A 22,466-nucleotide genomic window follows, 5' to 3' on the forward strand; every position below is an offset into this window, starting at 1 on the left:
CTAGAGGAAAGGCAACGTAAACAAAATTAATTCTATGACAGCCGGCTGTAACTCCCCCCCTATTAGGAACTCTTCATCTGAACACTGGAAATAATTAATACTGAAGCTTGTTTTGATTTTGCCCATACTATTGTTAACTTTGTTATCAATGAAATGAGGGTGAACCATGAAGCCGTTTGTACCGCAGCTTGTCTATATTGAGCCTCAAGCGCTAGAGTATCCTCTTGGCCGCGAGTTGAAGGATAAGTTTGAAAGCATGGGCCTGGAAATAAGAGAAACTACCTCCCACAATCAGGTCAGGGGAATACCTGGAGACAATGAACTCCAGCAGTATCGCAATGCGAAATCCACCTTGGTGGTGGGAGTGAGGAGGACACTGAAATTTGACACTTCCAAACCTTCCGCCGAATATGCGATACCGCTCGCAACAGGGTGCATGGGCCATTGCCATTATTGCTACCTTCAGACTACACTTGGCAGCAAGCCTTATATTAGGACTTATGTGAATCTTGAAGAGATTTTTGAACAGGCTGATAAGTATATGGAGGAGAGGAAACCGGAAATAACGAGGTTTGAAGCTGCCTGTACCTCCGACATTGTCGGGATTGACCACCTGACACATGCACTGAAAAAAACCATAGAATTTTTTGCAGACAAGGAGTATGGCCAATTAAGGTTTGTCACCAAGTTTGAGCACGTTGATCACTTGCTGGATGCCAAGCATAATGGGAAAACGAGATTCCGGTTCAGCATTAATTCGCGGTATGTTATTAAGAATTTTGAACCAGGCACCTCTTCTTTTGATGGACGTCTTGAAGCAGCAAGGAAGGTAGCTGCCGCAGGGTATCCTTTGGGCTTTATTGTTGCTCCTATCTACAAGCATGAAGGCTGGAAGGAAGGGTATCACGAATTGTTTGAGCGGTTAAATAATTCGCTGGCAGGTGTGGACCTGGACAACCTTACATTCGAACTGATTCAGCATCGATATACCAAGCCTGCTAAAAAAGTCATTATGAAAAGGTACCCGAAAACCAGGCTTGAAATGGATGAAGAAAAACGGAAATATAAATGGGGCCGTTATGGAATTGGAAAGTATGTCTACCCTACAGAGGAGGCAAACGAGCTTGAAAATACCATTCGGGAATATATTCATACTTTTTTTCCGAAGGCAGAAATTCAATATTTTACCTGAAAAGTGAATTTTTATACTTGTACGCCGTACTATTTTACAAAAGTCCTGCTTAAAAATGTAACAAGCAAGTTACTGACAGGGGTGGACTTGTATGTATATAGACGGCGTTTTTTCCGGTGGCGGCATAAAAGGCTTTGCTCTAATCGGGGCATACGCTGCCATAGAGGAGAAGGGGTTCCGCTTTAAACGGGTAGCAGGCACCAGTGCCGGATCGCTTATTGCTGCCCTTATAGCCGCTGGCTATACAAGCGCGGAAGTCACCCGGCTGGTGGATGAGATGGATTTAAAAAGTTTCATGGACTCGAGAAATACGTTCATTCCTTCCAAGTTTGCGAAGTGGCTGTTTGTTTACTGGAGGCTTGGATTGTATAAAGGGAAAGAGCTGGAAAAGTGGATTGAAGAAAAACTTGCGGCTAAGGGGGTTCGGACGTTCGGAGACATTGCTCCCGAGTCGCTTCGGGTCATTGCTTCCGACTTGACGAATGGAAGGCTTTTCATTATTCCTGACGATTTGCCGAAGTATGGAATCAACCCTCAAAACTTTTCAGTTGCAAAAGCCATTAGGATGAGCTGCAGCCTTCCTTATTTCTTTGAACCTGTTAAGCTAAAGGATTATGAAGGAACTAGCATTATAGTGGATGGAGGGGTACTAAGCAATTTCCCAATGTGGCTATTTGACAGGGAGAATGTAAAAAAGTTGCGCCCTGTACTGGGAATCAAGCTAAGTCACAATCTTGCGGAGCGTCCGAGAAATGAAGTGAAAAATGCTGTTAAGATGTTTGAGGCCCTCTTTGAAACAATGAAGGACGCCCATGATGCCAGGTATATATCCCGGAAGCATGAAAAGAACATTATCTTTATTCCTACAGATGGCGTATTGACAACCGAATTTGAACTGACAGCAGAAAAAAAGCAGGCACTGATGCAGGCTGGATGGGATTGCGCGATGGATTTTTTCAAAAAGTGGGGGTATTGACGAGTTTCCCCGACTAAAAAAATCGAGCCTTAGAACGAGGCTCGATTTTTTTTCTTTCCTTTTCTTCCCTCAATGACAGTCAGATGTGAAGCATCTTTCTTTTTTTTCCTTGCAGCTGACAGTGACCCTACTGTAGAACGTCTCTGAGGGGGGGCACTGTCCTTATGTTTGAACCGTTTTTTGGACCTTTTAGCTGCTTTATAGAATGCTCGCTGCTCGTGTTTCTGAGGGCTAGCTTTAGAAAAACGATTAATTAGAAAGTAGATTACTGCGACAACTAACACCATACCTGCAATTGTCCTCAGGAAAACGCCGGGATCATGAATCAGCTGTGATATGATTCCAATAGCCGCAAGGAGAATTAAACCAATCACTATATAAAATGATGTCCGATTTTTCAAGAAAGCCACCTCCTAAGAGCATCATGAGCAATTTTTTCCGCTTTTAAACTTACATTTGAATTATTTATACAATTTCTTCAGTCTCTTGCTGTTTTCCTGCCTCTTTTTCCTTTTTTAATAATCGATTGAACGAAAGGATGGCCACCTCCACCTGATCATCGTTTGGTTCTTTTGTTGTAAGAAGCTGCAGCCAAAGTCCGGGATAACCAAGATATTTAAGAACAGGAACATCCCGCAGTTTGTTCGTCAGCTGCAAAACTTCAAACGATATGCCCAATACAAATGGAATCAGGGCAATTCGGGTCAGGATTCTTATCCATAAAGAATCGGTAGGAAAAAAGAAATAGAGGAACATTCCGATGATCACCGTAAATAGGATAAAGCTGCTGCCGCATCGGTAATGGAGACGTGAATGTGCCTGGACATTCTTTATGGTCAATTCCTTGCCGCTTTCGTAGGTATTGATTACTTTATGCTCAGCACCATGATATTGGAACACCCTTTTTATGATGGGAGTAAGGGAGACAAAGTAAATGTATGAAAGAAGCAGGATCAATTTAAAAATACTTTCGATAAGGATTTGCTGTGTCTTTCCTGGAAAGATGGGTGAAGTTAAATCGGCGAGGAACACTGGTATTAATGTGAAGGCAAACTTGCCGAATAAAAAGGACAGCACTCCGATTGCGGCTACACCCAAAATCATTGAGAGCTTTGAAGGCTCCTGTTCCTTGATTAAATGGTCATCCGCAGGATCCACATCGTATCTCTCGGTTGAAAAGTTCAAATGCTTCGAACCATTTGCACTGGATTCAATAATCGCCACAATTCCTCGGAGGAAAGGGATCTTTTTTAAAGAAGCAACAACAGGATTTGATTTGCGCGGAAGTTCGAAGTACTCAATTGAACGGTCTTTCCTTCTGACGGCAGTCACGTAATGATGCTTGCCCCCAAACATCACACCCTCAACGACTGCCTGACCACCATAAACCGGTTTTTGTTCGTTTGACATGCATACACCAACCTACATTTTTTCTGGGCAATACGATGATCACTTCCATACATATATACCTTACCTATATTTTACTAAAAAAACCTAAAAACCTCTACCCTATTAAATTTTCCTTCCTAAAATAAGTGCAGGAATCTTTGCAATCATGCAAGGGATGCATTGGATATGGGCATAATGGTGAATGGAGGTGCGATGTATGGGAGAAGAACAACAACAACAGAAGCTGGAACAAAATCAACGAGAGAAACCGATGTCCGCTATCACTATGGCCATCATTACCGGACTGGTTGGCGGAGTTTTCTGGAGCTCGTTAGCCCTGGTTGCGTATGCCTTAAACTTGACCGATATTCGTCCCACTATCATCCTGGAACCATGGGCAATCGGGGATTGGAAAAAAGGGTGGATTGGAACGGTTTTCTCCATTTTAGCTATTGGACTCTTATCAATAGTAGCATCATTGATTTATTACGTTATTTTACGAAAGTTAAAAAGCATGTGGGTTGGCATCGCCTATGGAATTGCCTTGTTTCTGCTTGTTTTTTTAGTATTGAACCCTATTTTTCCTGGTATTAAGCCATTTTGGGATCTCTCGAAGAATACGCTGGTCACTTCGCTGTGCTTTTATATTCTTTTTGGCGTTTTTGTCGGCTATTCCATTTCGTTCGAAGAGTCTGAAAGAAAGGCCAGGGAACAGGGAAAAAAAGAATTTCAAAGCTGATGTCCCGCAGTAGTGGTTAAGAATTCTGTTATGTTAGAATGTTCTTACGGGAACATTCTTTTTTTCGAGTTAGGAGAGGGAAGCACATGGAAAAATTACTAAAGTTTCAAGGCAGGCTGGAAGAGCTTGGGCTTGATGGTATGTTGATTTCGAGCACCTATAACAGGAGATACATCACCGGGTTCACCGGTACGGCCGGAGCTGCACTGATCACAAAAAATAAAGCCTTATTTATCACTGATTTCCGTTATACAGAACAGGCCGCAGAGCAGTGCCTTGGTTATGAGATAATCCGACAAAAAGGGAGCATACCGGAAGAAGTTGCTTCCCAGGTAAAAAAGCTGGGAATCCAAAAGCTTGGGTTTGAGGAGGAACATGTCACTTTCTCTCTATACAAAGTTTTGGAGAAAGGGATTGCTGCCGAGCTAGTCCCAATTTCAGGGGAAATTGAAAAGTTACGCTTGATTAAGACTGCTTCTGAGATTAAGATATTAAAGGAAGCTGCGGAGATTGCCGATGCAGCATTTAAGCATATTATTAATTTTATTCGTCCAGGCTTGACAGAGCTTGAAGTTTCGAATGAATTAGAGTTCTTTATGAGAAAATCAGGAGCTGCTTCTTCATCATTTGACATCATTGTTGCCTCGGGCTACCGCTCGGCTCTTCCGCATGGTGTGGCCAGTGACAAATTGATCGAGACCGGGGATTTTGTTACTCTGGATTTCGGTGCCTATTATAAAGGGTATGTGTCCGATATAACTAGGACCATCTCAGTCGGAGAGCCAGCTGATAAGCTTAAGGATATTTACAATATCGTCCTTGAAGCACAAAAACTGGGCGTTTCCAAAATTAAGCCAGGGATGACCGGGAAGCAGGCAGATGCTTTGACCAGGGATTATATAGCTGAACATGGATATGGAGAATATTTTGGGCACTCAACCGGGCATGGGATCGGGCTTGAAGTTCACGAAGGTCCTGCTCTTTCCATGAAATCGGATATAGTTTTGGAACCCGGAATGGTTGTTACTGTCGAACCGGGAATCTATATACCTGGTCTGGGCGGTGTAAGAATTGAAGATGATATTGTGATCACTGAAGATCATAATGAGAGACTGACATACTCTGATAAAGAGCTGATTATTCTTTAAGAATACCTAGGAGGATTTACTACATGATTTCAGTTAACGATTTTCGCACAGGCTTAACAATTGAAGTGGATAACGGGATTTGGCGAGTAATGGATTTCCAGCACGTTAAGCCTGGAAAAGGAGCTGCATTCGTGCGTTCCAAGCTTCGTAATCTTCGTACTGGGGCGGTTCAGGAAAAAACCTTCCGTGCCGGAGAAAAGGTTGCAAAAGCACAAATTGACAACCGCAGAATGCAGTACTTATACGCAAATGGCGACCAGCATGTCTTTATGGATAATGAATCCTACGAGCAAATTGAATTGCCAGCAGCATCAATTGAGTACGAGTTGAAATTCCTGAAGGAAAACATGGAAGTTTCCATTATGATGTATCAGGGTGAAACTCTTGGAGTGGAACTTCCAAATACAGTTGAACTTGAAGTAACGGAGACGGAGCCAGGCATTAAAGGGGATACGGCTTCAGGCGGAACTAAGCCGGCAATCCTTGAAACTGGGCTTTCTGTACAAGTGCCATTCTTTATTAATCAGGGCGACCGTCTGATCATCAACACGACAGATAGCTCTTACGTTTCAAGAGCCTAATAAATCAAGAAAAAACCTGCCTTCTCAAGAGGGCAGGTTTTTTTGCGTAGAATGGATTTTTGTTTCAGGACCTGATCCAGAGCATAACGGACCACTAGTAATAAGTATACTTGACCTCCACTGAAGCTCTCACCTGAATGCTTCCCATTTCAATTTGAGTGGAAGGAGTGGACGAGCTGTCAAATGCTGCCTTCAGGAAGGGCTCCGGTGCGGGAGGAGATGCAGCTTCTATAACTGAAATAGGCACAGGCCGAAGTTTTGCTCTAAAGGCCCTGGCAATTGTCTCCGCTTTCACCCTCGCATCCGTCAGTGCCAGAGACAGTGCGTTGAGGTAAAGGTTTTGTGATTTAGAAGATGAAAAGGTGATCCCTGAAACTTCGTTTGCACCATTTTTAACAGCCATATCTACTATCGCCCCTGCTTTTTCTGGTCCGAGGACTGTCACAGCAAGCAAATGTAAAACCAGATAGCCAGCAAAGGTCTGTTTCCCGTCCGCATAATGGTAAACCGTTTCGATTCTGTAATCAGTTGTCTGAATTTCTTCTTTCCGAATTCCATTCAAATGCAGGACAGTTCGGATTCCTTCTATCCGGTCTGCGTTCTCCTCCTGGGCCTTTTGAAGATGCTCGTTTTCAGTCCTGGCTCCAACTACTATTCTCGCTGTATCCGGGCTAGCCTTTACAATGCCCTCGCCATGGACAACGAGAAAGGGCCACTTATCACGTTGATACTGAGTTTGCTGCATCCTGATTCCCCGCTTTGTTTTTTCTATATAGATATGGTTTCATCAGGATAACATTCTTTTTTTCTTATTGTCTCCCTGTGGCTCCAGGGGAAATATCCGTATTGCTGCCGCTGTTATATTCAGGGTCGGACTGGGCCTTTGTATTGTTATTGCGGGCTCCGCCCAAATATCTGTTTTCTAAGTCTTTTTGTTCTTTTTGAAACTTTTTATGATTTTCATTAACCATTCAGCATGCCTCCCTTCTACCTTCATTATGAGCAAATAAGCCAATATTATAAGCGGTTTGCTGGGTACCATATTTCTTTGTTGAAAATAGGGCTGTTATTGTGCTACAGCTTCCTCCTGAACTCCCGATTATTTCTGCAATTTTCCTAATTACCACTCTCTGCTGTCTTTTGTCTAAAGTTCTTTCAATTAATTTTTTATCTTTCCACCTTCAGGTTTGAAAGTCATAATGCGGCCAGGCCCGCATACATTTTAAGTAATGAGAGGGATTATTCAGGGAGGACTGAGGATGCAACAGATACTGACTTTTTTGCCGAAACGAATTGTAGATGCCCTGGAAACACGTTCTCTTTTGCTGGAAGAAGGTGTGGAAGAAATAAGGGTCAGGATAAACAGGCCCTTGGAAGTGACCGCAGGAGGAGTTCCTTATTTTTTATCTTATATTGTTTTACCCGAGGATGCTGTCCAGCTGTTAAATAAGCTCGGCAATTTTTCGATGTATACGCTCGAAGAAGAATTAAAGAAGGGGTACATCACCATTGCGGGAGGGCATCGGGTTGGACTTGCGGGAAAGGTCATTCTTGACGGGGGACAAGTTAAGGCCATCCGGGACGTCTCCTCCTTCAATATTCGCATTGCCAGAGAGAAGATTGGAATAGCGGAACCATTGATTCCATCCATATTCGCTAAAGAATGGCTTCATACCATGATTATCGGGCCCCCCCAAACAGGGAAAACCACCCTTTTAAGAGATTTGGCGAGAATGATCTCCACCGGAGTGACGGCCAGGAATCTGCCTCCTTTAAAAGTGGGAATTGTTGATGAACGTTCAGAAATTGCTGGCTGTGTTAACGGCGTTCCCCAATTAACATTCGGTCCCAGAGTGGATGTTCTGGATTCTTGTCCAAAAGCTGAAGGGATGATGATGATGATCCGTTCCATGAGCCCGGACGTCCTGATTGTCGATGAAATTGGAAGAACAGAGGATGCATTGGCCATCATGGAAGCTGTTCATGCAGGCATAAAATTAATCATGACAACCCATGGAAATTCCTTAGAGGATTTAATAAAAAGACCCACATTAAAACCGCTGGTCAAATTAGGAATATTCAACAGGTTTATTGAATTATCCAGAAGCGCAGGCCCTGGGACGGTAGCCTGCATCCGGGATGAATCAGGCCAGAGGATTCTTCAAAAAGCGAGTGTGACTTAAATGTTGAAGCTATTTGGAGCAGCATTTATTATTGCAGCCACAACTTGGACGGGCATCGAGGCTTCCAGGCACTTGAGTGAACGTCCTAAACAGCTGCGGCTGCTAAAATCCGCCTTGCAATCATTGGAAGCAGAGATCATGTATGGCCACACGCCGCTCCACGAGGCGGCAAGAAAACTCGCTTCACAGCTAGCCAAGCCGATTTCCTGGATCTTCGAAGGCTTTGCGGCAAGACTGACTGAAAAAGAAACAACGGTCAAGGAAGCCTGGGAAGAGAGCCTGGGAGAGGTTTGGAGGCTGACCGCCTTCAAACAGGGCGAGTATGAAATCCTGCGGCAATTTGGAGAAACATTAGGGCGTCATGATAAATACTCACAGCAAAAACAGATTATCCTTACCATAACTCATCTGGAACGTGAGGAAGCAGATGCCTGCGACAAACAGCAAAAATACGAAAAAATGGTGAAGAGCCTCGGGTTTTTATCGGGTCTGTTATTAATCATCTTACTGATGTAGTTAATGGGAGGAAAAAAAGATGGGTCTGGATGTAGATATCATATTTAAAATTGCCGGTGTGGGAATCGTTGTCGCCTTTTTGCATACGATTTTGGATCAGGTCGGGAAGAAAGAATATGCCCAATGGGTTACCCTTTTTGGTTTTATATACATTCTTTTTATGGTTGCGTCTATTGTAGATGAGCTGTTTGAAAAAATTAAATCGGTATTCCTGTTTCAGGGATAAGGGGAGGGAGCAAAGATTGAAATCATTCAGATCATAGGCCTTGCTCTGGTGGCAACTTTCCTTGCCCTTCTTCTAAAAGAGCAAAAGCCCAATTTTGCGTTTTTACTGATTGTTTTTACCGGCTGCTCCATCTTTCTTTTTTTAGTGGACCAGATTTACCTGATTATTAATATGGTAGAAAAGCTGGCTGCAAATGCCAAGGTGAATCTTATCTATGTAGAAACGATTTTAAAAATAATCGGCATTGCCTATATCGCCGAGTTTGCTGCCCAAATCACAAAAGATGCCGGGCAGGGGGCTATCGCATCGAAAATTGAACTGGGAGGAAAGATTCTGATTCTTGCTATGGCCATACCGATACTGACAGTAATGATTGAAACCATTATCAGGTTAATTCCAGGCTAGGCAGGAGCGGACCAATAGTGATGGGGTGAAAGGATGAACCAGCGACTGCAGTTTTTATACAGCATACTACTTTTCATGTTTTTATTTTGGGTTCCGAGTGTACAAGCTGCCACTGGCGGCGGGGAAGAACAGAAGAATCCAGTCAATGCCCAGGCCATGGCAGAAAAACAGCTAGAATCATTGAATATTGATGAATTAAAGGTCTTTTGGGAAGATATTCTTTCCGAATACGGAGGTTTCCTGCCTGAAAGCCAAAAGGGAAGTTTGTATGAATTTATTAAAGGGGAGAAGGAATTTTCTCTAAAGGGCTGGTTTCAGGGGCTGCTAGCCTATATGTTCCATGAGTTCATTGTCAATGGCAAACTCCTTGGGTCGCTTGTTCTGTTGACCATCTTCAGTGTCTTTCTGCAGACTCTTCAAAACTCATTTGAAAAAAGCACGGTCAGCAAGGTAGCATATTCCATCGTATTTATGGTTTTAATCATCATTGCACTGAATAGTTTCCATATTGTTATTGACTATACCAATAAGGCAATCGAAACAATGATTCAGTTTATCCTGGCGCTGATTCCCTTGCTGCTTGCACTGATTGCTTCGTCAGGAGGGCTGGTCTCAGCTTCTTTCTTTCATCCCGTCATCCTGTTCCTGATGAACACGAGCGGTGTATTCATCCAGTTCGTTGTATTGCCTCTATTAATGCTTTCTGCACTTTTGAGCATCGTCAGTATACTGACTGAACATTATAAAGTAACCCAGCTGGCGGGGCTGCTCCGAAACTGGAGCATAGGACTCCTGGGTCTGTTCTTGACAGTGTTCCTTGGAGTCATTTCGGTGCAGGGAGCAGCAACAGCTGTTTCGGACGGAATTACCATCAGAACAGCCAAATTTATTACAGGGAATTTTATCCCAGTCATCGGCCGGGTTTTCACGGATGCAACGGATACAGTGATCAGTGCGTCTGTCCTGCTGAAGAATACAGTGGGGCTCGCCGGTGTAGCAATACTTCTAGTTATTGCAGCCTTCCCCGCAGTCAAAATTCTGCTGGTTGCTTTTATTTATAAATTTGCCGCGGCAATCCTGCAGCCGCTTGGTGGGGGACCTGTAATTGCCTGCCTGGATGTCATTAGCAAATGTATCATATATGTTTTTGCAGCCCTTGCGATCGTCTCCCTCATGTTTTTCTTAAGCATTACAGTTATTGTGGCAGCTGGAAATCTAACCATGATGGTCAGATAGGAGGAGCCAAATGGATTTTCTGAAAGCCTGGATTACCAATATTATCTTATTTATCTTAATTGCAACTGTCATTGATATGCTCCTGCCGAATTCCAGCTTGCAGAAATATGTAAAAGTTGTTGTCGGTTTGCTGCTTATCTCTATTATTCTTTCACCAGTAATGAAACTTTTTACAAGTGATTTTGAGACAGCCATTGCCTCGCTCTCCAAGATTCAGGGCAGTTTAGAAAATAAAAACATAGAAAATTCAATAGATTCGCAGAAAAAAGAAATACAAGCTTCTCAACAAGCATATATTTTAGAACAAATGGCTGTCCAACTAAAAATGGACGCAGAAGAGGAGTTGATGGAGCAGCACGACATGGAAATTGCAGGAATCCAAGTAAAAGCCAATGAAACTGACGAAACCCTGACGCCTGAAAGTCTGGAATCCATTACTGTTGAGATTGCAGAACCAGGAGGCGAGGAAGAGTCAGTAACCGCAGTAAAAGAAATTAAAATTGATACAGAGCAGCCCCTTCAATCAGAACAGGATGCGATAAATACCGACCAGGTCACCTCACTTCTGGCAGAAAAGTGGAATGTGCCAAAAGAAACAATCCAAATTGTCGTTAAAGGGGGGACGTAAAGAGGCGATGAATAATGACAAAGGGCCAATTACCTGGATTAAGAACCAGCTGTCCAAGAAAGATCCAAATACCGGTAAAAGTTCTGGCAAATATCCCTATATAGTCATCCTGGTCCTTTTTGGGATTGCCATCATGCTGATCAGCAATTTATTTTCAAAGGAACCAGGGACTTCCGGTGAAATCGCTGCCTTTAACCAAAGTGAAACTCAGGAGGATGAGCCAGCTTTTGGACAGAAAAAATCAACTGGGAACAGCATGATTTCAGAATATGAGGACATATACGAAGATCAGTTGAAAGAGGCTCTGGAAGGAATTTTGGGAGTCGGGAATGTCACTGTCTTAGTAAATGTAGATGCTACTGAAAAGAAAGTCCTGGAAAAAAATACGGTTACCCAGTCTCAAACAACAGATGAAACCGATCGGGAGGGTGGAAAAAGAGGTGTAGAGGATCTTTCAAAGGAAGAACAGCTGGTCATTGTCCGAAAAGGTGAAAATGAAACTCCGATTGTAGTGGAAACAAAAAAACCTGAAATTAGAGGGGTGCTCGTTGTGGCCAAAGGGGCAGACAATGTCCAGGTGAAAAAGTGGATAATTGAAGCCGTCACAAGGTCTCTCGATGTTCCAAGCCATAGAGTAGCCGTCATGCCTAAAAAATCTAAGGGGGATTAAATATGCTTTTGAAGAAACAAACAGTTTGGTTATTAACAATGCTCAGTCTTGTGGTTGTATTATCAGTCTATTATATTACGTCTCCAGAGCAAGCTCAGGATAATCTTACCGCAGTAGAAGAAAAACAGGATGAACAGACCCAAAAAGAAGCAACAGAAGATGGAGCAGCAGAGGGAGCAGCAGATACGGAGTCCAATGACGAGAACACTGTTATTTCTGGCGTTGCAAGCGACGAGAAATTCGAGGCACTCAGACTGCAGCTTGATGACCAGCGGAATGAAATGAAAGAGGAATACCAGGAAATGGTCGCATCGACCGACCTGCCTGCTGAGCAGCGCAATGATGCTTATGAAAAGATGAAGGAACTGGATGATATTGCCCAAAAAGAAGGAGTACTTGAAACGCTAATCAAAACCATGGGATACGAAGACGCCTTAGTAAGGGCTGATGGGGAAAAAGTCCGGATCACTGTCAAGGCTCAGGAACACTCCAGAGCCGAAGCAAATGAAATTATCCAGATGGTAAGGACTGAACTTGGCTCTTTGCAGGCTGTTGCAGTAACCTTCCAGCCGGAAAAATAAGATTGCTAATTAACAAGTACCTTAAGAAGATCGCCCCCTATAGCGTATGGAGAAAATCCATCTATAGGGGCGATTTTTTTCGTGAAGGAACCTGCATGGTGGATGCGGAAGAGATGGTTCTTACGTGACCTTGGCAGTTGTTTTATGGAGACAGAGGGAAGACAGGGAGCAGATAGTTGACCTGGGCATATGATATTCATATGTAGATGGAACATAGGAAGCGGTACGCGACCTAAGGCTTTGTTTTACACCACCAGTGGGAACGCAGCAAGCGGTCAAATTACCTCAGCAGAAACTTTTCGCGGTAAAGCAAGCCGGTACATTGTTTCACCTGCCATGAACTTAATCCCTTAAGTATGGCGCTATTAATGACATCGAGTTGCCTGCAAATATATAGGCTCGGTGATATCCGGCAGGGCAAGTCGGCGACAGAAATACTCAAATACTCAAGGCGATGATTTCACATTTGGTTAAGAAAGCATTAAAATAGAGGTAGCTTACATAACGAATGATGATTTCAGCTCCTTAATAGTAACATATTGAATTTTTACATGGTATTATCGTATAGTATTAGTATCTAGTCATAATATTAGATTTAATTTTACTGAGACAAGGGGTGCCCGATATGTTAAAAGTTCAGGAAATACGAGAATTGATCAAATTGATAGATCAGTCCAGCATTGATGAATTTACTTATGAAATCGAAGGTTCAAAAATTAAGATGAAAAAGAAGGGGGCAGAACAGCAGGTAATTGTTCAGCCCGCCCACGCTGTTGAAGTGCCTCAGCCTGTACAGGTTCAAGCCGCGGCAGCCGCGCCTGCACCAGCAGTCAGCAGTGCGGAACCGAAACAGCCATCAAAAGAAGAGGACAACCAGGATCAGGCAAACTTACATAAAATCACTTCGCCAATGGTTGGGACGTTTTACGCATCGCCATCCCCTGATGCTGATGTTTATGTAAAAGCAGGCTCAAGGGTCAGCAATGATTCAATTGTTTGCATTGTTGAAGCAATGAAGCTATTCAATGAAATTGAGGCCGAGATCAACGGGGAAATCGTTGAAGTACTTGTAAAAGACGGCCAGCTAGTGGAATATGGCCAGCCTTTATTCCTGGTTAAGCCTGAATAAGGAGCGATTGGACATGATAAAAAAATTATTGATTGCCAACAGGGGAGAAATAGCCGTCCGAATCATACGGGCATGCCGGGAAATGGGGATTGAATCTGTTGCTGTTTACTCGGAAGCGGATAAAGAATCCCTGCACGTACAGCTGGCGGATGAAGCCTATTGCATCGGCCCGAAATCTTCAAAGGACAGCTATTTGAACTTTACCAATATTATTAGTGTCGCAAATTTGACCGGCTGTGATGCCATACATCCCGGTTATGGTTTCCTTGCAGAAAATGCAGACTTTGCCGAACTGTGCAGGGAATGCAATATCATTTTTGTCGGTCCTACTCCAGAAGCAATCCAAAAGATGGGGACCAAGGACGTTGCAAGGGAAACAATGCGCGAGGCAAATGTTCCGATCGTGCCTGGCTCGAAAGGAATCATTAAAGATGTAGCTGACGGTGTTGAACTTGCATCTAAAATGGGATACCCTGTAATTATTAAGGCAACGGCAGGCGGAGGCGGAAAGGGCATTCGCATTGCTAAGAACGAACAGGATCTGATTAAAGGCATAACAATCACCCAGCAGGAAGCGGCGACAGCATTCGGAAATCCGGGCGTTTACATTGAAAAGTTTATAGAAGATTTCCGCCATGTTGAAATTCAGGTGCTTGCAGACAATTTCGGCAACACCATCCACCTGGGCGAAAGGGACTGTACCATTCAGCGGAGGCTTCAGAAGCTGCTTGAGGAAACGCCTTCCCCGGCACTTGACGGGGAGATCCGTGAAGAAATGGGAATGGCCGCAGTAAAGGCAGCGAAAGCAGTTGCTTATACAGGCGCTGGCACTGTAGAATTTATCTATGATTATCGCAATCGCCAATTTTATTTTATGGAAATGAACACCAGGATTCAGGTGGAGCACCCAGTCACAGAAATGGTGACGGGAGTAGACTTGATTAAAGAACAGATCAAAGTGGCATCGGGTGAAAAGCTTGGATTAAAACAAGAGGATGTCATCTTTAATGGCTGGGCAATTGAATGCAGAATCAATGCTGAAAACCCGGAAAAGAATTTTATGCCGTCAGCAGGCAGGATCAATATGTACCTGCCGCCAGGAGGGCTTGGCGTCCGCGTCGATTCGGCTGCCTACCCAGGCTACACCATCCCGCCTTATTACGATTCAATGATTGCGAAAGTCATAGCTTACGGCAGCAGCAGGGAAGAAGCAATCAGCCGCATGAAGAGGGCGCTTGCTGAATTTGTGATTGAAGGAGTCCATACAACGATTCCATTCCATTTGAAATTGCTCAGCCACAAGCAATTTGTTGAAGGCCAGTTTAATACAAAGTTTTTAGAAATGTATGAAGTAATGGCAGGAGAATAACAGGAGGTGCAAGCAATGAGTGAACAGCGTGTACTTGAAATGAACCAGGGAGACAACAGCCTTGGAAAGGTGGAAATCGCACCTGAGGTAATTGAAGTAATCGCAGGAATTGCTGCGTCTGAGGTAGAAGGTGTTTCGCAGATGCGCGGAAGCTTTGCTGCCGGTGTAGTGGAAAGGCTTGGCAAAAAGAACCACGGTAAAGGGGTTAGGGTTGAACTAGCTGAAGAGGGAATTAAAGTAGATGTATACTGCATGATGAAATTCGGCATTTCCATCCCTTCAGTGGCTCAAAAAATCCAGGATAATATCCGTCAGGCCCTTCTTAATATGACAGCTCTTGACGCAGCAGAAGTAAATATCCATGTTGTGGGCATCCAATTCGAAAACCAGAAGCCTGAAAACGATTTCGAACAGGAAATGTAAACACCGAAACCAAAGGCATGCGAGTGTCTTTGGTTTTTTCTTTTGAATTTTTTACAGCTATAGCCCTGTTAAGCTTGATAAAGTTTCCCGGAAAAGCAACAATAATAGGGAAAGCCATTCGCATGTGACATGTGATGTGCTATTATCTTGTTAGGAAAGAGACAGGCTGTCAGCCGTAAAAGGAGTAATCGACGATGAAAAGAAGAACAGCAAGGGAAAAGGCGTTACAAGCCTTATTTCAGATTGATATAAGCAAGGCAGGATCGCATGAGGCCATAGCCCATGTCCTTGAGGGACAGGAGCATGATCGATATTTGACACAGCTCGTTGAAGGGACGCTCCGCCACCAGGACGAAATTGATGAAATTATTACCGCCCATCTTGAAAAGTGGACAATCGACCGTCTTGCCCATGTAGACAGGAGCCTTCTCCGCCTTGCCGTGTATGAGTTGAAATATGGCGGGGATGAGGTTCCTGCTAACGTGGTTTTGGACGAAGCGATAGAGATAGCAAAAATTTATGGAGATGACCAATCCAGCCGGTTTATTAACGGAGTGCTCTCGAAAATTAAACACAGCCTCTTATAAAAATACCCGGCAGTGGAGTCGTCCAAAAGAACAGGGGGATAAAAAATGACAGCAACAATCATTGATGGAAAAGAAATAGCAAAGAAAAAGAAGCAGGAAATTGCCAATGAGGTTGAAAAGCTAAAGGCAGAAGGCATTGTTCCCGGGCTGGCAGTAATATTGGTTGGCGACAACCAGGCTTCAAGGACATATGTCAACAGCAAGCAGAGAGCCTGCAAGGAACTTGGCATGCATTCTGTACAGATTGAGTACCCGGAATCACTGACAGAAGAAGAACTGCTGGGAAAGATTGCTGAATTAAATCAGGATGATACGATCCATGGAATTTTGGTTCAGCTTCCTCTCCCTAAAGCTATCAACGAAACCAGAGTGATCGAGGCCATTTCTCCCGAGAAGGATGTGGATGGTTTTCACCCTGTAAACATAGGGAGAATGATCACAGGTCAGGATGCTTTCATCTCCTGTACCCCATTCGGAATCCTGGTCATGCTGAAGGAAGCAGGCATCGAGATTGCCGGAAAGCATGCTGTTGTGGTTGGACGAAGCAATATTGTAGGGAAGCCAGTAGGGCAGCTGCTCCTTAACGAAAATGCAACTGTTACATACTGCCATTCAAGGACAAAGGATCTGGAAAAGCATACATTGGAGGCAGACATCATTGTAGCTGCTGTAGGAAGAGCCGGGTTTATTACAGAGCGTCATGTAAAGCCTGGAGCAGTTGTCATTGATGTAGGGATTAACCGCAATGAAGCAGGCAAGCTTTGCGGCGACGTTGCTTTTGAAGAGGCAAAGGAAAAAGCTGGTTTTATAACTCCTGTTCCGGGAGGCGTTGGGCCAATGACCATTACAATGCTTATGTTCAATACTTTAAAATCTGCACGCAATCATTTGAATAAGCTACAAAGCAGCAAAAGCTAACTCGCAAAAGGCTGCCTTTATCTATTAAGTCATGGCTCCTTCCTTCGCATAGTGACGGATGGAGTATCTAAACTTATAATAGATACAGGCAGTTTTTTTATAATGGTTCCATACCTTTCATAACGAAGAGGGGCGACTGAAAGCGCCCGAGATAGGCGGGATAGAAAAATGAAGGAACAGCGTCATTTAACCGTGCACGCTTTGACTAAGTACATAAAACGAAAATTTGACGCCGATCCCCATCTTCAGGACGTTTATGTAAAAGGGGAAATTTCCAACTTTAAGCAGCATTCCAGCGGCCATATGTATTTTACCCTTAAGGATGAGAAGGCAAGAATTTTAGCCGTAATGTTCACTAAGTTCAACAGGTCTGTCAAATTCCGGCCTGAGAATGGGATGAAGGTTCTGCTCAGAGGGGAAATAACACTATACGAGCCAAGCGGCCAGTACCAGATTTATGTCAAGGAAATGCAGACAGATGGGGTCGGGGACTTGTTTTTGGCGTTTGAACAGTTAAAAGAACGGCTGGAAAAAGAAGGGCTGTTCTCCCAGCGCTATAAAAAGCCGTTGCCGAGGCATCCTCAGACAGTAGGCGTAATCACTTCGCCTACTGGGGCGGCAATCAGGGATATAATTACCACCATCAAACGAAGGTACCCTGTAGCAAATATCCTTATTATCCCAGCTCTTGTGCAGGGAGATCAGGGGGCTGCTTCAATCGTAAGAGCTATACAGCTGGCAAATAAACGAACTGATATCGACACACTTATTGTCGGGCGGGGTGGCGGTTCGATTGAAGAGCTATGGTCTTTCAATGAAGAAATTGTCGCCAGGGCTATTTTTGCTTCTGCCATTCCCGTCATTTCTGCAGTAGGCCATGAGACGGACTTCACCATTGCAGATTTCGTTGCGGATATGAGAGCACCAACACCCACTGCGGCTGCAGAGCTTGCTGTACCGCATATAGATGAACTGATGGAAAGGGTTTTAAACAGACAAACCAGGCTGATACGGGCTATGAAAGAGAAAATTGGCGGGCAGCAGGAACGTTTTATGAGATTGAAAAAATCATATGCATTCCGGTATCCGAGAAGGCTTTATGAACAAAAAGTAGAACAGGTTGACAGGTTGACGGAGTCACTTTACCGAGGAGCAAGAAAGCTTACTGGAATGAAAGCGGATGACCATTCTCTTTTATTAAGGAGGCTTCAAAGGAAGCATCCGGAGGAATTGCGGAGGGCTTCACAGGAATCCCATCTGCGCCAGACAAGGGCTTTGAACCGGGCTATGGCTGCGATCCTGTCTGAAAAGCAAAAGGAGTTTAGCGGCATCGTGTCAACTCTTGAGGCTCTCAGTCCGTTAAAAATCATGGAACGGGGCTATAGTCTGGCCTATGCAGAGGATGGAAGCTTAATAAAAAAAGCGTCCCAGATCAAAAAAAATGACAGTATTCAGGTCCGGCTGCCGGACGGGCAGCTTGACTGCGTCGTAACAAATGTAGAGGAGAGTGAATAAAATGGCCAAGGAAAAAGAATTGACTTTTGAACAGGCAATGGAAAAATTGGAAGACATTGTTGAAAAACTGGAAGAAGGGGATGTACCTCTTGAAGAGGCCATTTCTTTTTACAAGGAAGGAATGGAGCTTTCCAAGCTTTGCCATAATAAACTAAAACACGTGGAAACTCAGCTTACACAGGTTCTAACGGATGATGGACAGGCTGTAGACTTCTCCATCAATGAGGAGGAATAATTTTGCAGACCGATCGACTCGGATCCTTTTCCAAGCAATACAAAACTCTCGTTGAAGAGCGAATGCGGGAAATCGTCAGCCAGCTTGAGGCGCCGGAAATTCTAAAAGAATCCATGCTCTACTCTCTTGAGGCAGGCGGGAAGAGGATCAGGCCGCTTTTGCTTTTTGCCACACTCAAGGCCTTCGGGCGCGCGCCAGAGGCTGGGAAGGACGTGGCAGCTGCCATTGAAATGGTACATACCTATTCTTTGATCCACGATGACCTCCCCAGTATGGATGACGATGACCTGCGGAGGGGAAAGCCTACAAACCACAAGGTTTACGGGGAAGCAACGGCAATTTTGGCAGGTGATGCTCTGCTGACATTAAGCTTCAACCTCTTGTCCCAGATTCCTGCTGATATAGCAGATGCAAATGTAAAACTAACGCTTGTCAATATGCTGTCAAACGCTGCCGGTGCAGAAGGCATGGTCGGGGGACAAGTTTCCGATATGGAAGGTGAAGGGAAAAATCTATCTTTAGAGGAGCTTGAGTACATCCATATTAATAAAACAGGGCGGATGCTTGTATATAGTGTCCTTGCAGGAGCAGAGATTGCGAATGCGGACGCGGAGACCAAAACAAAATTATCGAAGTTTGCGCACCATATCGGCCTTGCCTTCCAAATCAGGGATGACATTCTTGATCTGGAAGGAACAGTAGACCAAATTGGGAAGCCTGTTGGAAGTGACACAGAGAATGAAAAAAGCACCTATCCTTCGCTCCTGTCACTTAGTGGTGCCAAACAGGAGCTGGACCGGCATATCAGGGCAGCTAAACAAGCCCTCTCCTCAACAGGACTGGATTCAATATTGCTTAATGAAATTACAGATCTAATTGGGCTGCGGACATCTTAAAAGAGTATTAACATTGAGACAAGTAGCTGTTTATGCTATAATCCAACCTGATTGCTATAATGAACGTTAATCTTAAGTCAGAAATGAAAGTGAGTGGTCCGGTATGGATCTTTTATCAATAAAAGACCCTTCATTCTTAAAAGACCTTTCAATCAAAGAACTGGAATTGCTAGGGAATGATATCAGACAATTTTTAATCGAAAAGCTATCCAGGACGGGGGGCCATATCGGTCCAAATCTAGGAGTTGTTGAATTAACCATTGCCTTGCACAGGTGTTTTAATAGTCCGAGGGATAAAATTATATGGGATGTTGGACATCAGTCCTACGTACATAAAATATTGACAGGCCGAGCCTGTCATTTTGACACTTTAAGACAATATAAGGGTCTATGCGGTTTTCCAAAGATGATTGAAAGCGAGCATGATGTCTGGGAGACGGGCCACAGTTCAACTTCCTTGTCAGCGGCTATGGGAATGGCGGTAGCCAGGAACCTGAAGGGGGAAAAGTCCCATGTCGTCCCTGTTATAGGAGATGGCGCCCTGACCGGAGGAATGGCCCTGGAAGCGCTAAACCATATTGGGCATGAAAAAGAAAAAGTGATTGTGATTCTGAATGATAATGAAATGTCCATCGCTCCAAACGTAGGTGCAATCCATAATGTTCTTGGAAGGCTGCGAACAGCAGGGAAGTACAATTGGGTCAAAGACGAGCTTGAAGTGCTCCTGAAGAAGATTCCAGCTGTGGGCAATCAGCTTGCAGGTACGGCAGAGAGAATTAAGGACAGCCTGAAGTATATGTTTGTCCCAGGCATGTTTTTTGAAGAGCTTGGCTTTACCTATCTTGGTCCAGTCGACGGCCATAATTATGAAGACTTGTTTGACAACCTGGCCTACGCAAAAAAATGTGATGGTCCAGTCCTCCTTCATGTAATTACGAAGAAGGGGAAAGGCTATAACCCTGCTGAAAATGATAAAATTGGCACATGGCACGGGACAGGACCCTATAAAACCGATACCGGGGATTTTGTCAAGCCGGCAAGCGGCCCTCCAGCCTGGAGTTCCCTTGTAAGCGAAACGGTCAGGAAAGTGGCAAGGACAGACAAGCGGATCGTCGCCATTACGCCTGCAATGCCAGTTGGATCGAAGCTTGAAGGATTCGCTTCTGAATTTCCGGATCGCATGTTCGATGTCGGCATTGCTGAACAGCATGCGGCTACTTTTGCAGCCGGACTGGCCACTCAAAAAATGAAGCCTTTCCTGGCCATCTATTCCACTTTTCTCCAGCGGGCATATGATCAGGTAGTGCATGATATTTGCAGGCAAAATCTCAATGTTTTTATTGGGATTGACCGGGCCGGTCTTGTTGGTGCCGACGGGGAGACTCATCAAGGAGTTTTTGATATCGCCTTTTTAAGAAGCCTCCCAAACCTTGTGTTAATGATGCCAAAGGATGAAAATGAAGGTCAGCATCTTGTCTATACTGCATTAACCTATGACGAGGGACCAATCGCTCTTAGATTCCCCCGCGGAAATGGGCTGGGAGTTCCGATGGACGCCGAGTTAAAGCCAATTCCAATAGGGACCTGGGAAGTCCTCCGGCATGGAGAGGATGCAGCCATCCTGACTTTTGGAACCACTATCCCGATGGCCATTGAGGCGGCAGAAGCACTTGAAAAGCAAGGGGTATCGGTGAGAGTTATTAATGCCCGGTTCATAAAGCCGCTGGATGTCGAAATGCTTACAGGTATTCTGGAAGAAAACCTGCCGATACTGACAATAGAAGAAGCAGTGCTCCAGGGAGGCTTCGGGAGCTTCGTTCTCGAAACAGCCAATGAAATGGGCTACAGCGGAGCCAGGATTGACCGGATGGGCATTCCTGATAAATTCATTGAGCATGGGAGTGTCAATGAATTATTGGAAGAAATCGAATTCACTGTCGGCGCCGTTATTGAGAGAGTTAAATATCTGGCGCGGAAAAAAGAAAAAAGGGCGTAATGGATGAAAACTAAAAAAGAACGGTTAGATGTGCTTCTTGTCGAAAGAGGGCTTGCGGAAACCCGTGAAAAAGCGAAGCGTGCCATTATGGCCGGACAGGTATATTCAAAAGAAGAGCGCATGGACAAGGCCGGGGAAAAAGTGAATGCTGATATCCCGTTATCAATAAAGGGCAATGTTCTTCGATATGTCAGCAGAGGTGGCTTAAAGCTGGAGAAAGCCCTCAATACGTTTGACCTGAATGTCCAGGATAAAATCCTGCTTGACATAGGAGCATCGACCGGAGGATTTACAGATTGTGCCTTGCAGAATGGGGCAAAAATGTCCTATGCACTCGATGTTGGCTATAATCAGCTTGCCTGGAAGCTTAGGCAGGATGAGCGGGTTGTTGTTATGGAGAGGACCAATTTCCGGTACGTTACCCCAAGTGATTTAATAAAGGGTATGCCTGATTTTGCATCCATTGATGTCAGTTTTATTTCGCTGAAGCTGATTTTACCCGTACTGAAGACCTTGCTGGTTCCCGGGAGCAATGTTATTGCATTGGTAAAACCTCAGTTTGAAGCTGGCAGGGAACAGGTAGGCAAAAAAGGGATTGTCCGCGACCCAAAGGTTCATCAGTCAGTGCTCGAGAATATCATTGATTTTTCGATAAGCACAGGATTCGATGTGAAGGATCTTTCTTTCTCCCCAATAACGGGCGGAGATGGAAATATCGAGTTCTTGCTCCACCTTGTATGGAATGCCCCAGAGGGACATGGATCGGATCTTCTTGACAAAGCACCTTCCGAAATAGTGACGGAAGCACACAGAGAACTAAAATCGAAACGAACAGAGGAATAGGCGCGGGCCTGTTCCTTTTTTGCGGAACGAGATTGGTACTTCTGATCAGACTGTGCGGAATTTTGTTGAAACATTGTGCAATGAG

Annotated in this window: 27 protein-coding genes; 23 read left to right on the top strand and 4 right to left on the bottom strand. The window is 44.3% G+C overall.

Annotation, left to right across the window (positions count from 1 at the left end; genetic code table 11):
* The first annotated feature begins 166 nt into the window (after window positions 1-166).
* Together splB and EV146_RS16975 are read left to right on the top strand one after the other, a co-directional pair.
* Entirely contained in the window at window positions 167-1,192 is a 1,026-nt protein-coding gene (gene splB / locus EV146_RS16970) for a spore photoproduct lyase (protein WP_132008634.1), read from the top strand.
* Between the two features lie 91 nt (window positions 1,193-1,283).
* Window positions 1,284-2,168 (top strand): patatin-like phospholipase family protein, encoded by an 885-nt coding sequence (locus tag EV146_RS16975; RefSeq protein WP_121611862.1) that lies wholly within the window; start codon window positions 1,284-1,286, stop codon window positions 2,166-2,168.
* Window positions 2,169-2,197: 29 nt separating this feature from the next.
* Here the strand turns inward: EV146_RS16975 and EV146_RS16980 are convergent, their stop codons facing one another.
* Window positions 2,198-2,578: an SA1362 family protein gene (locus EV146_RS16980; protein WP_309136119.1), complete on the bottom strand. Its 381-nt coding sequence runs from the start codon at window positions 2,576-2,578 to the stop codon at window positions 2,198-2,200.
* Window positions 2,579-2,633: 55 nt separating this feature from the next.
* Window positions 2,634-3,578, bottom strand: a complete 945-nt coding sequence (locus tag EV146_RS16985) for a DUF1385 domain-containing protein (RefSeq protein ID WP_121611866.1) — start codon at window positions 3,576-3,578, stop codon at window positions 2,634-2,636.
* Window positions 3,579-3,774: 196 nt separating this feature from the next.
* On the opposite strand from EV146_RS16985, the gene EV146_RS16990 reads away from it, so the two are divergent.
* The 3 genes from EV146_RS16990 to efp all read left to right on the top strand — a co-directional run bounded on the left by EV146_RS16990 (window position 3,775) and on the right by efp (window position 6,025).
* The gene (locus EV146_RS16990; RefSeq protein WP_132008640.1) at window positions 3,775-4,296 is read left to right on the top strand and encodes a YqhR family membrane protein; all 522 of its coding nucleotides are present in this window, start codon (window positions 3,775-3,777) and stop codon (window positions 4,294-4,296) included.
* Window positions 4,297-4,382: 86 nt separating this feature from the next.
* Window positions 4,383-5,444, top strand: coding sequence for a M24 family metallopeptidase (locus EV146_RS16995; RefSeq protein WP_132008643.1), 1,062 nt, complete (start codon window positions 4,383-4,385; stop codon window positions 5,442-5,444).
* 23 nt (window positions 5,445-5,467) lie between these two features.
* Entirely contained in the window at window positions 5,468-6,025 is a 558-nt protein-coding gene (efp, locus tag EV146_RS17000) for an elongation factor P (RefSeq protein ID WP_132008646.1), read from the top strand.
* Window positions 6,026-6,119: 94 nt separating this feature from the next.
* Here efp and EV146_RS17005 read toward each other — a convergent pair whose 3' ends face one another.
* Window positions 6,120-6,770, bottom strand: a complete 651-nt coding sequence (locus tag EV146_RS17005; RefSeq protein WP_132008649.1) for an SIMPL domain-containing protein — start codon at window positions 6,768-6,770, stop codon at window positions 6,120-6,122.
* Window positions 6,771-6,834: 64 nt separating this feature from the next.
* On the bottom strand, window positions 6,835-6,996 hold the full coding sequence (locus tag EV146_RS27615) for a hypothetical protein (protein ID WP_162990229.1): 162 nt from the start codon (window positions 6,994-6,996) through the stop codon (window positions 6,835-6,837).
* A gap of 288 nt (window positions 6,997-7,284) precedes the next feature.
* Between EV146_RS27615 and spoIIIAA the strand changes: the two genes are divergently transcribed.
* The 18 genes from spoIIIAA (at window position 7,285) to EV146_RS17095 (ending at window position 22,381) form a co-directional block, all read left to right on the top strand.
* Window positions 7,285-8,208 (top strand): stage III sporulation protein AA, encoded by a 924-nt coding sequence (gene spoIIIAA, locus EV146_RS17010; RefSeq protein ID WP_132008652.1) that lies wholly within the window; start codon window positions 7,285-7,287, stop codon window positions 8,206-8,208.
* Entirely contained in the window at window positions 8,209-8,724 is a 516-nt protein-coding gene (gene spoIIIAB / locus EV146_RS17015) for a stage III sporulation protein SpoIIIAB (protein ID WP_132008655.1), read from the top strand.
* Window positions 8,725-8,743: 19 nt separating this feature from the next.
* Window positions 8,744-8,950: a stage III sporulation protein AC gene (spoIIIAC, locus tag EV146_RS17020; RefSeq protein ID WP_121611881.1), complete on the top strand. Its 207-nt coding sequence runs from the start codon at window positions 8,744-8,746 to the stop codon at window positions 8,948-8,950.
* Between the two features lie 24 nt (window positions 8,951-8,974).
* Entirely contained in the window at window positions 8,975-9,355 is a 381-nt protein-coding gene (gene spoIIIAD / locus EV146_RS17025; protein ID WP_257535791.1) for a stage III sporulation protein AD, read from the top strand.
* A gap of 33 nt (window positions 9,356-9,388) precedes the next feature.
* Window positions 9,389-10,591 (top strand): stage III sporulation protein AE, encoded by a 1,203-nt coding sequence (spoIIIAE, locus tag EV146_RS17030; RefSeq protein ID WP_121611883.1) that lies wholly within the window; start codon window positions 9,389-9,391, stop codon window positions 10,589-10,591.
* Between the two features lie 10 nt (window positions 10,592-10,601).
* Entirely contained in the window at window positions 10,602-11,219 is a 618-nt protein-coding gene (gene spoIIIAF, locus EV146_RS17035; RefSeq protein ID WP_132008658.1) for a stage III sporulation protein AF, read from the top strand.
* A 7-nt stretch (window positions 11,220-11,226) separates the two neighbouring features.
* A complete protein-coding gene (gene spoIIIAG / locus EV146_RS17040; RefSeq protein ID WP_121611885.1) occupies window positions 11,227-11,889 on the top strand; it encodes a stage III sporulation protein AG in 663 nt (220 codons plus the stop codon).
* Window positions 11,890-11,891: 2 nt separating this feature from the next.
* Window positions 11,892-12,470: a SpoIIIAH-like family protein gene (locus EV146_RS17045; protein WP_121611886.1), complete on the top strand. Its 579-nt coding sequence runs from the start codon at window positions 11,892-11,894 to the stop codon at window positions 12,468-12,470.
* A gap of 625 nt (window positions 12,471-13,095) precedes the next feature.
* On the top strand, window positions 13,096-13,599 hold the full coding sequence (gene accB / locus EV146_RS17050) for an acetyl-CoA carboxylase biotin carboxyl carrier protein (protein WP_132008661.1): 504 nt from the start codon (window positions 13,096-13,098) through the stop codon (window positions 13,597-13,599).
* A gap of 13 nt (window positions 13,600-13,612) precedes the next feature.
* Complete coding sequence (gene accC, locus EV146_RS17055) at window positions 13,613-14,968, top strand: acetyl-CoA carboxylase biotin carboxylase subunit (protein ID WP_132008664.1); 1,356 nt, start codon at window positions 13,613-13,615, stop codon at window positions 14,966-14,968.
* A 15-nt stretch (window positions 14,969-14,983) separates the two neighbouring features.
* On the top strand, window positions 14,984-15,391 hold the full coding sequence (locus tag EV146_RS17060) for an Asp23/Gls24 family envelope stress response protein (protein ID WP_121611889.1): 408 nt from the start codon (window positions 14,984-14,986) through the stop codon (window positions 15,389-15,391).
* 194 nt (window positions 15,392-15,585) lie between these two features.
* Window positions 15,586-15,978, top strand: a complete 393-nt coding sequence (nusB, locus tag EV146_RS17065) for a transcription antitermination factor NusB (RefSeq protein WP_132008667.1) — start codon at window positions 15,586-15,588, stop codon at window positions 15,976-15,978.
* A gap of 45 nt (window positions 15,979-16,023) precedes the next feature.
* Complete coding sequence (gene folD / locus EV146_RS17070; protein WP_132008670.1) at window positions 16,024-16,896, top strand: bifunctional methylenetetrahydrofolate dehydrogenase/methenyltetrahydrofolate cyclohydrolase FolD; 873 nt, start codon at window positions 16,024-16,026, stop codon at window positions 16,894-16,896.
* A gap of 168 nt (window positions 16,897-17,064) precedes the next feature.
* Window positions 17,065-18,411, top strand: a complete 1,347-nt coding sequence (gene xseA / locus EV146_RS17075) for an exodeoxyribonuclease VII large subunit (RefSeq protein WP_132008674.1) — start codon at window positions 17,065-17,067, stop codon at window positions 18,409-18,411.
* A gap of 1 nt (window position 18,412) precedes the next feature.
* Window positions 18,413-18,646 carry an exodeoxyribonuclease VII small subunit gene (locus EV146_RS17080; protein ID WP_121611893.1) on the top strand — a complete coding sequence of 78 codons (234 nt, stop codon included), beginning with the start codon at window positions 18,413-18,415 and terminating at the stop codon, window positions 18,644-18,646.
* 2 nt (window positions 18,647-18,648) lie between these two features.
* On the top strand, window positions 18,649-19,542 hold the full coding sequence (locus EV146_RS17085; RefSeq protein WP_338419219.1) for a polyprenyl synthetase family protein: 894 nt from the start codon (window positions 18,649-18,651) through the stop codon (window positions 19,540-19,542).
* 103 nt (window positions 19,543-19,645) lie between these two features.
* Entirely contained in the window at window positions 19,646-21,538 is a 1,893-nt protein-coding gene (dxs, locus tag EV146_RS17090) for a 1-deoxy-D-xylulose-5-phosphate synthase (RefSeq protein WP_132008677.1), read from the top strand.
* Between the two features lie 3 nt (window positions 21,539-21,541).
* Window positions 21,542-22,381, top strand: coding sequence for a TlyA family RNA methyltransferase (locus EV146_RS17095; RefSeq protein WP_132008680.1), 840 nt, complete (start codon window positions 21,542-21,544; stop codon window positions 22,379-22,381).
* Window positions 22,382-22,466: the final 85 nt, after the last annotated feature.

The sequence above is a fragment of the Mesobacillus foraminis genome, assembly GCF_004340465.1.
GTDB classification, from domain to species: domain Bacteria; phylum Bacillota; class Bacilli; order Bacillales; family Cytobacillaceae; genus Mesobacillus_B; species Mesobacillus_B foraminis.

Coding starts and splice junctions, on each gene's coding strand:
- splB (WP_132008634.1), top strand. CDS start 167: ATGAAGCCGTTTGTACCGCAGCTTGTCTATATTGAGCCTCAAGCGCTA.
- EV146_RS16975 (WP_121611862.1), top strand. CDS start 1,284: ATGTATATAGACGGCGTTTTTTCCGGTGGCGGCATAAAAGGCTTTGCT.
- EV146_RS16985 (WP_121611866.1), bottom strand. CDS start 3,578: ATGTCAAACGAACAAAAACCGGTTTATGGTGGTCAGGCAGTCGTTGAG.
- EV146_RS16990 (WP_132008640.1), top strand. CDS start 3,775: ATGGGAGAAGAACAACAACAACAGAAGCTGGAACAAAATCAACGAGAG.
- EV146_RS16995 (WP_132008643.1), top strand. CDS start 4,383: ATGGAAAAATTACTAAAGTTTCAAGGCAGGCTGGAAGAGCTTGGGCTT.
- efp (WP_132008646.1), top strand. CDS start 5,468: ATGATTTCAGTTAACGATTTTCGCACAGGCTTAACAATTGAAGTGGAT.
- EV146_RS17005 (WP_132008649.1), bottom strand. CDS start 6,770: ATGCAGCAAACTCAGTATCAACGTGATAAGTGGCCCTTTCTCGTTGTC.
- EV146_RS27615 (WP_162990229.1), bottom strand. CDS start 6,996: ATGGTTAATGAAAATCATAAAAAGTTTCAAAAAGAACAAAAAGACTTA.
- spoIIIAA (WP_132008652.1), top strand. CDS start 7,285: ATGCAACAGATACTGACTTTTTTGCCGAAACGAATTGTAGATGCCCTG.
- spoIIIAB (WP_132008655.1), top strand. CDS start 8,209: ATGTTGAAGCTATTTGGAGCAGCATTTATTATTGCAGCCACAACTTGG.
- spoIIIAC (WP_121611881.1), top strand. CDS start 8,744: ATGGGTCTGGATGTAGATATCATATTTAAAATTGCCGGTGTGGGAATC.
- spoIIIAE (WP_121611883.1), top strand. CDS start 9,389: ATGAACCAGCGACTGCAGTTTTTATACAGCATACTACTTTTCATGTTT.
- spoIIIAF (WP_132008658.1), top strand. CDS start 10,602: ATGGATTTTCTGAAAGCCTGGATTACCAATATTATCTTATTTATCTTA.
- spoIIIAG (WP_121611885.1), top strand. CDS start 11,227: ATGAATAATGACAAAGGGCCAATTACCTGGATTAAGAACCAGCTGTCC.
- EV146_RS17045 (WP_121611886.1), top strand. CDS start 11,892: ATGCTTTTGAAGAAACAAACAGTTTGGTTATTAACAATGCTCAGTCTT.
- accB (WP_132008661.1), top strand. CDS start 13,096: ATGTTAAAAGTTCAGGAAATACGAGAATTGATCAAATTGATAGATCAG.
- accC (WP_132008664.1), top strand. CDS start 13,613: ATGATAAAAAAATTATTGATTGCCAACAGGGGAGAAATAGCCGTCCGA.
- EV146_RS17060 (WP_121611889.1), top strand. CDS start 14,984: ATGAGTGAACAGCGTGTACTTGAAATGAACCAGGGAGACAACAGCCTT.
- nusB (WP_132008667.1), top strand. CDS start 15,586: ATGAAAAGAAGAACAGCAAGGGAAAAGGCGTTACAAGCCTTATTTCAG.
- folD (WP_132008670.1), top strand. CDS start 16,024: ATGACAGCAACAATCATTGATGGAAAAGAAATAGCAAAGAAAAAGAAG.
- xseA (WP_132008674.1), top strand. CDS start 17,065: ATGAAGGAACAGCGTCATTTAACCGTGCACGCTTTGACTAAGTACATA.
- EV146_RS17080 (WP_121611893.1), top strand. CDS start 18,413: ATGGCCAAGGAAAAAGAATTGACTTTTGAACAGGCAATGGAAAAATTG.
- dxs (WP_132008677.1), top strand. CDS start 19,646: ATGGATCTTTTATCAATAAAAGACCCTTCATTCTTAAAAGACCTTTCA.
- EV146_RS17095 (WP_132008680.1), top strand. CDS start 21,542: ATGAAAACTAAAAAAGAACGGTTAGATGTGCTTCTTGTCGAAAGAGGG.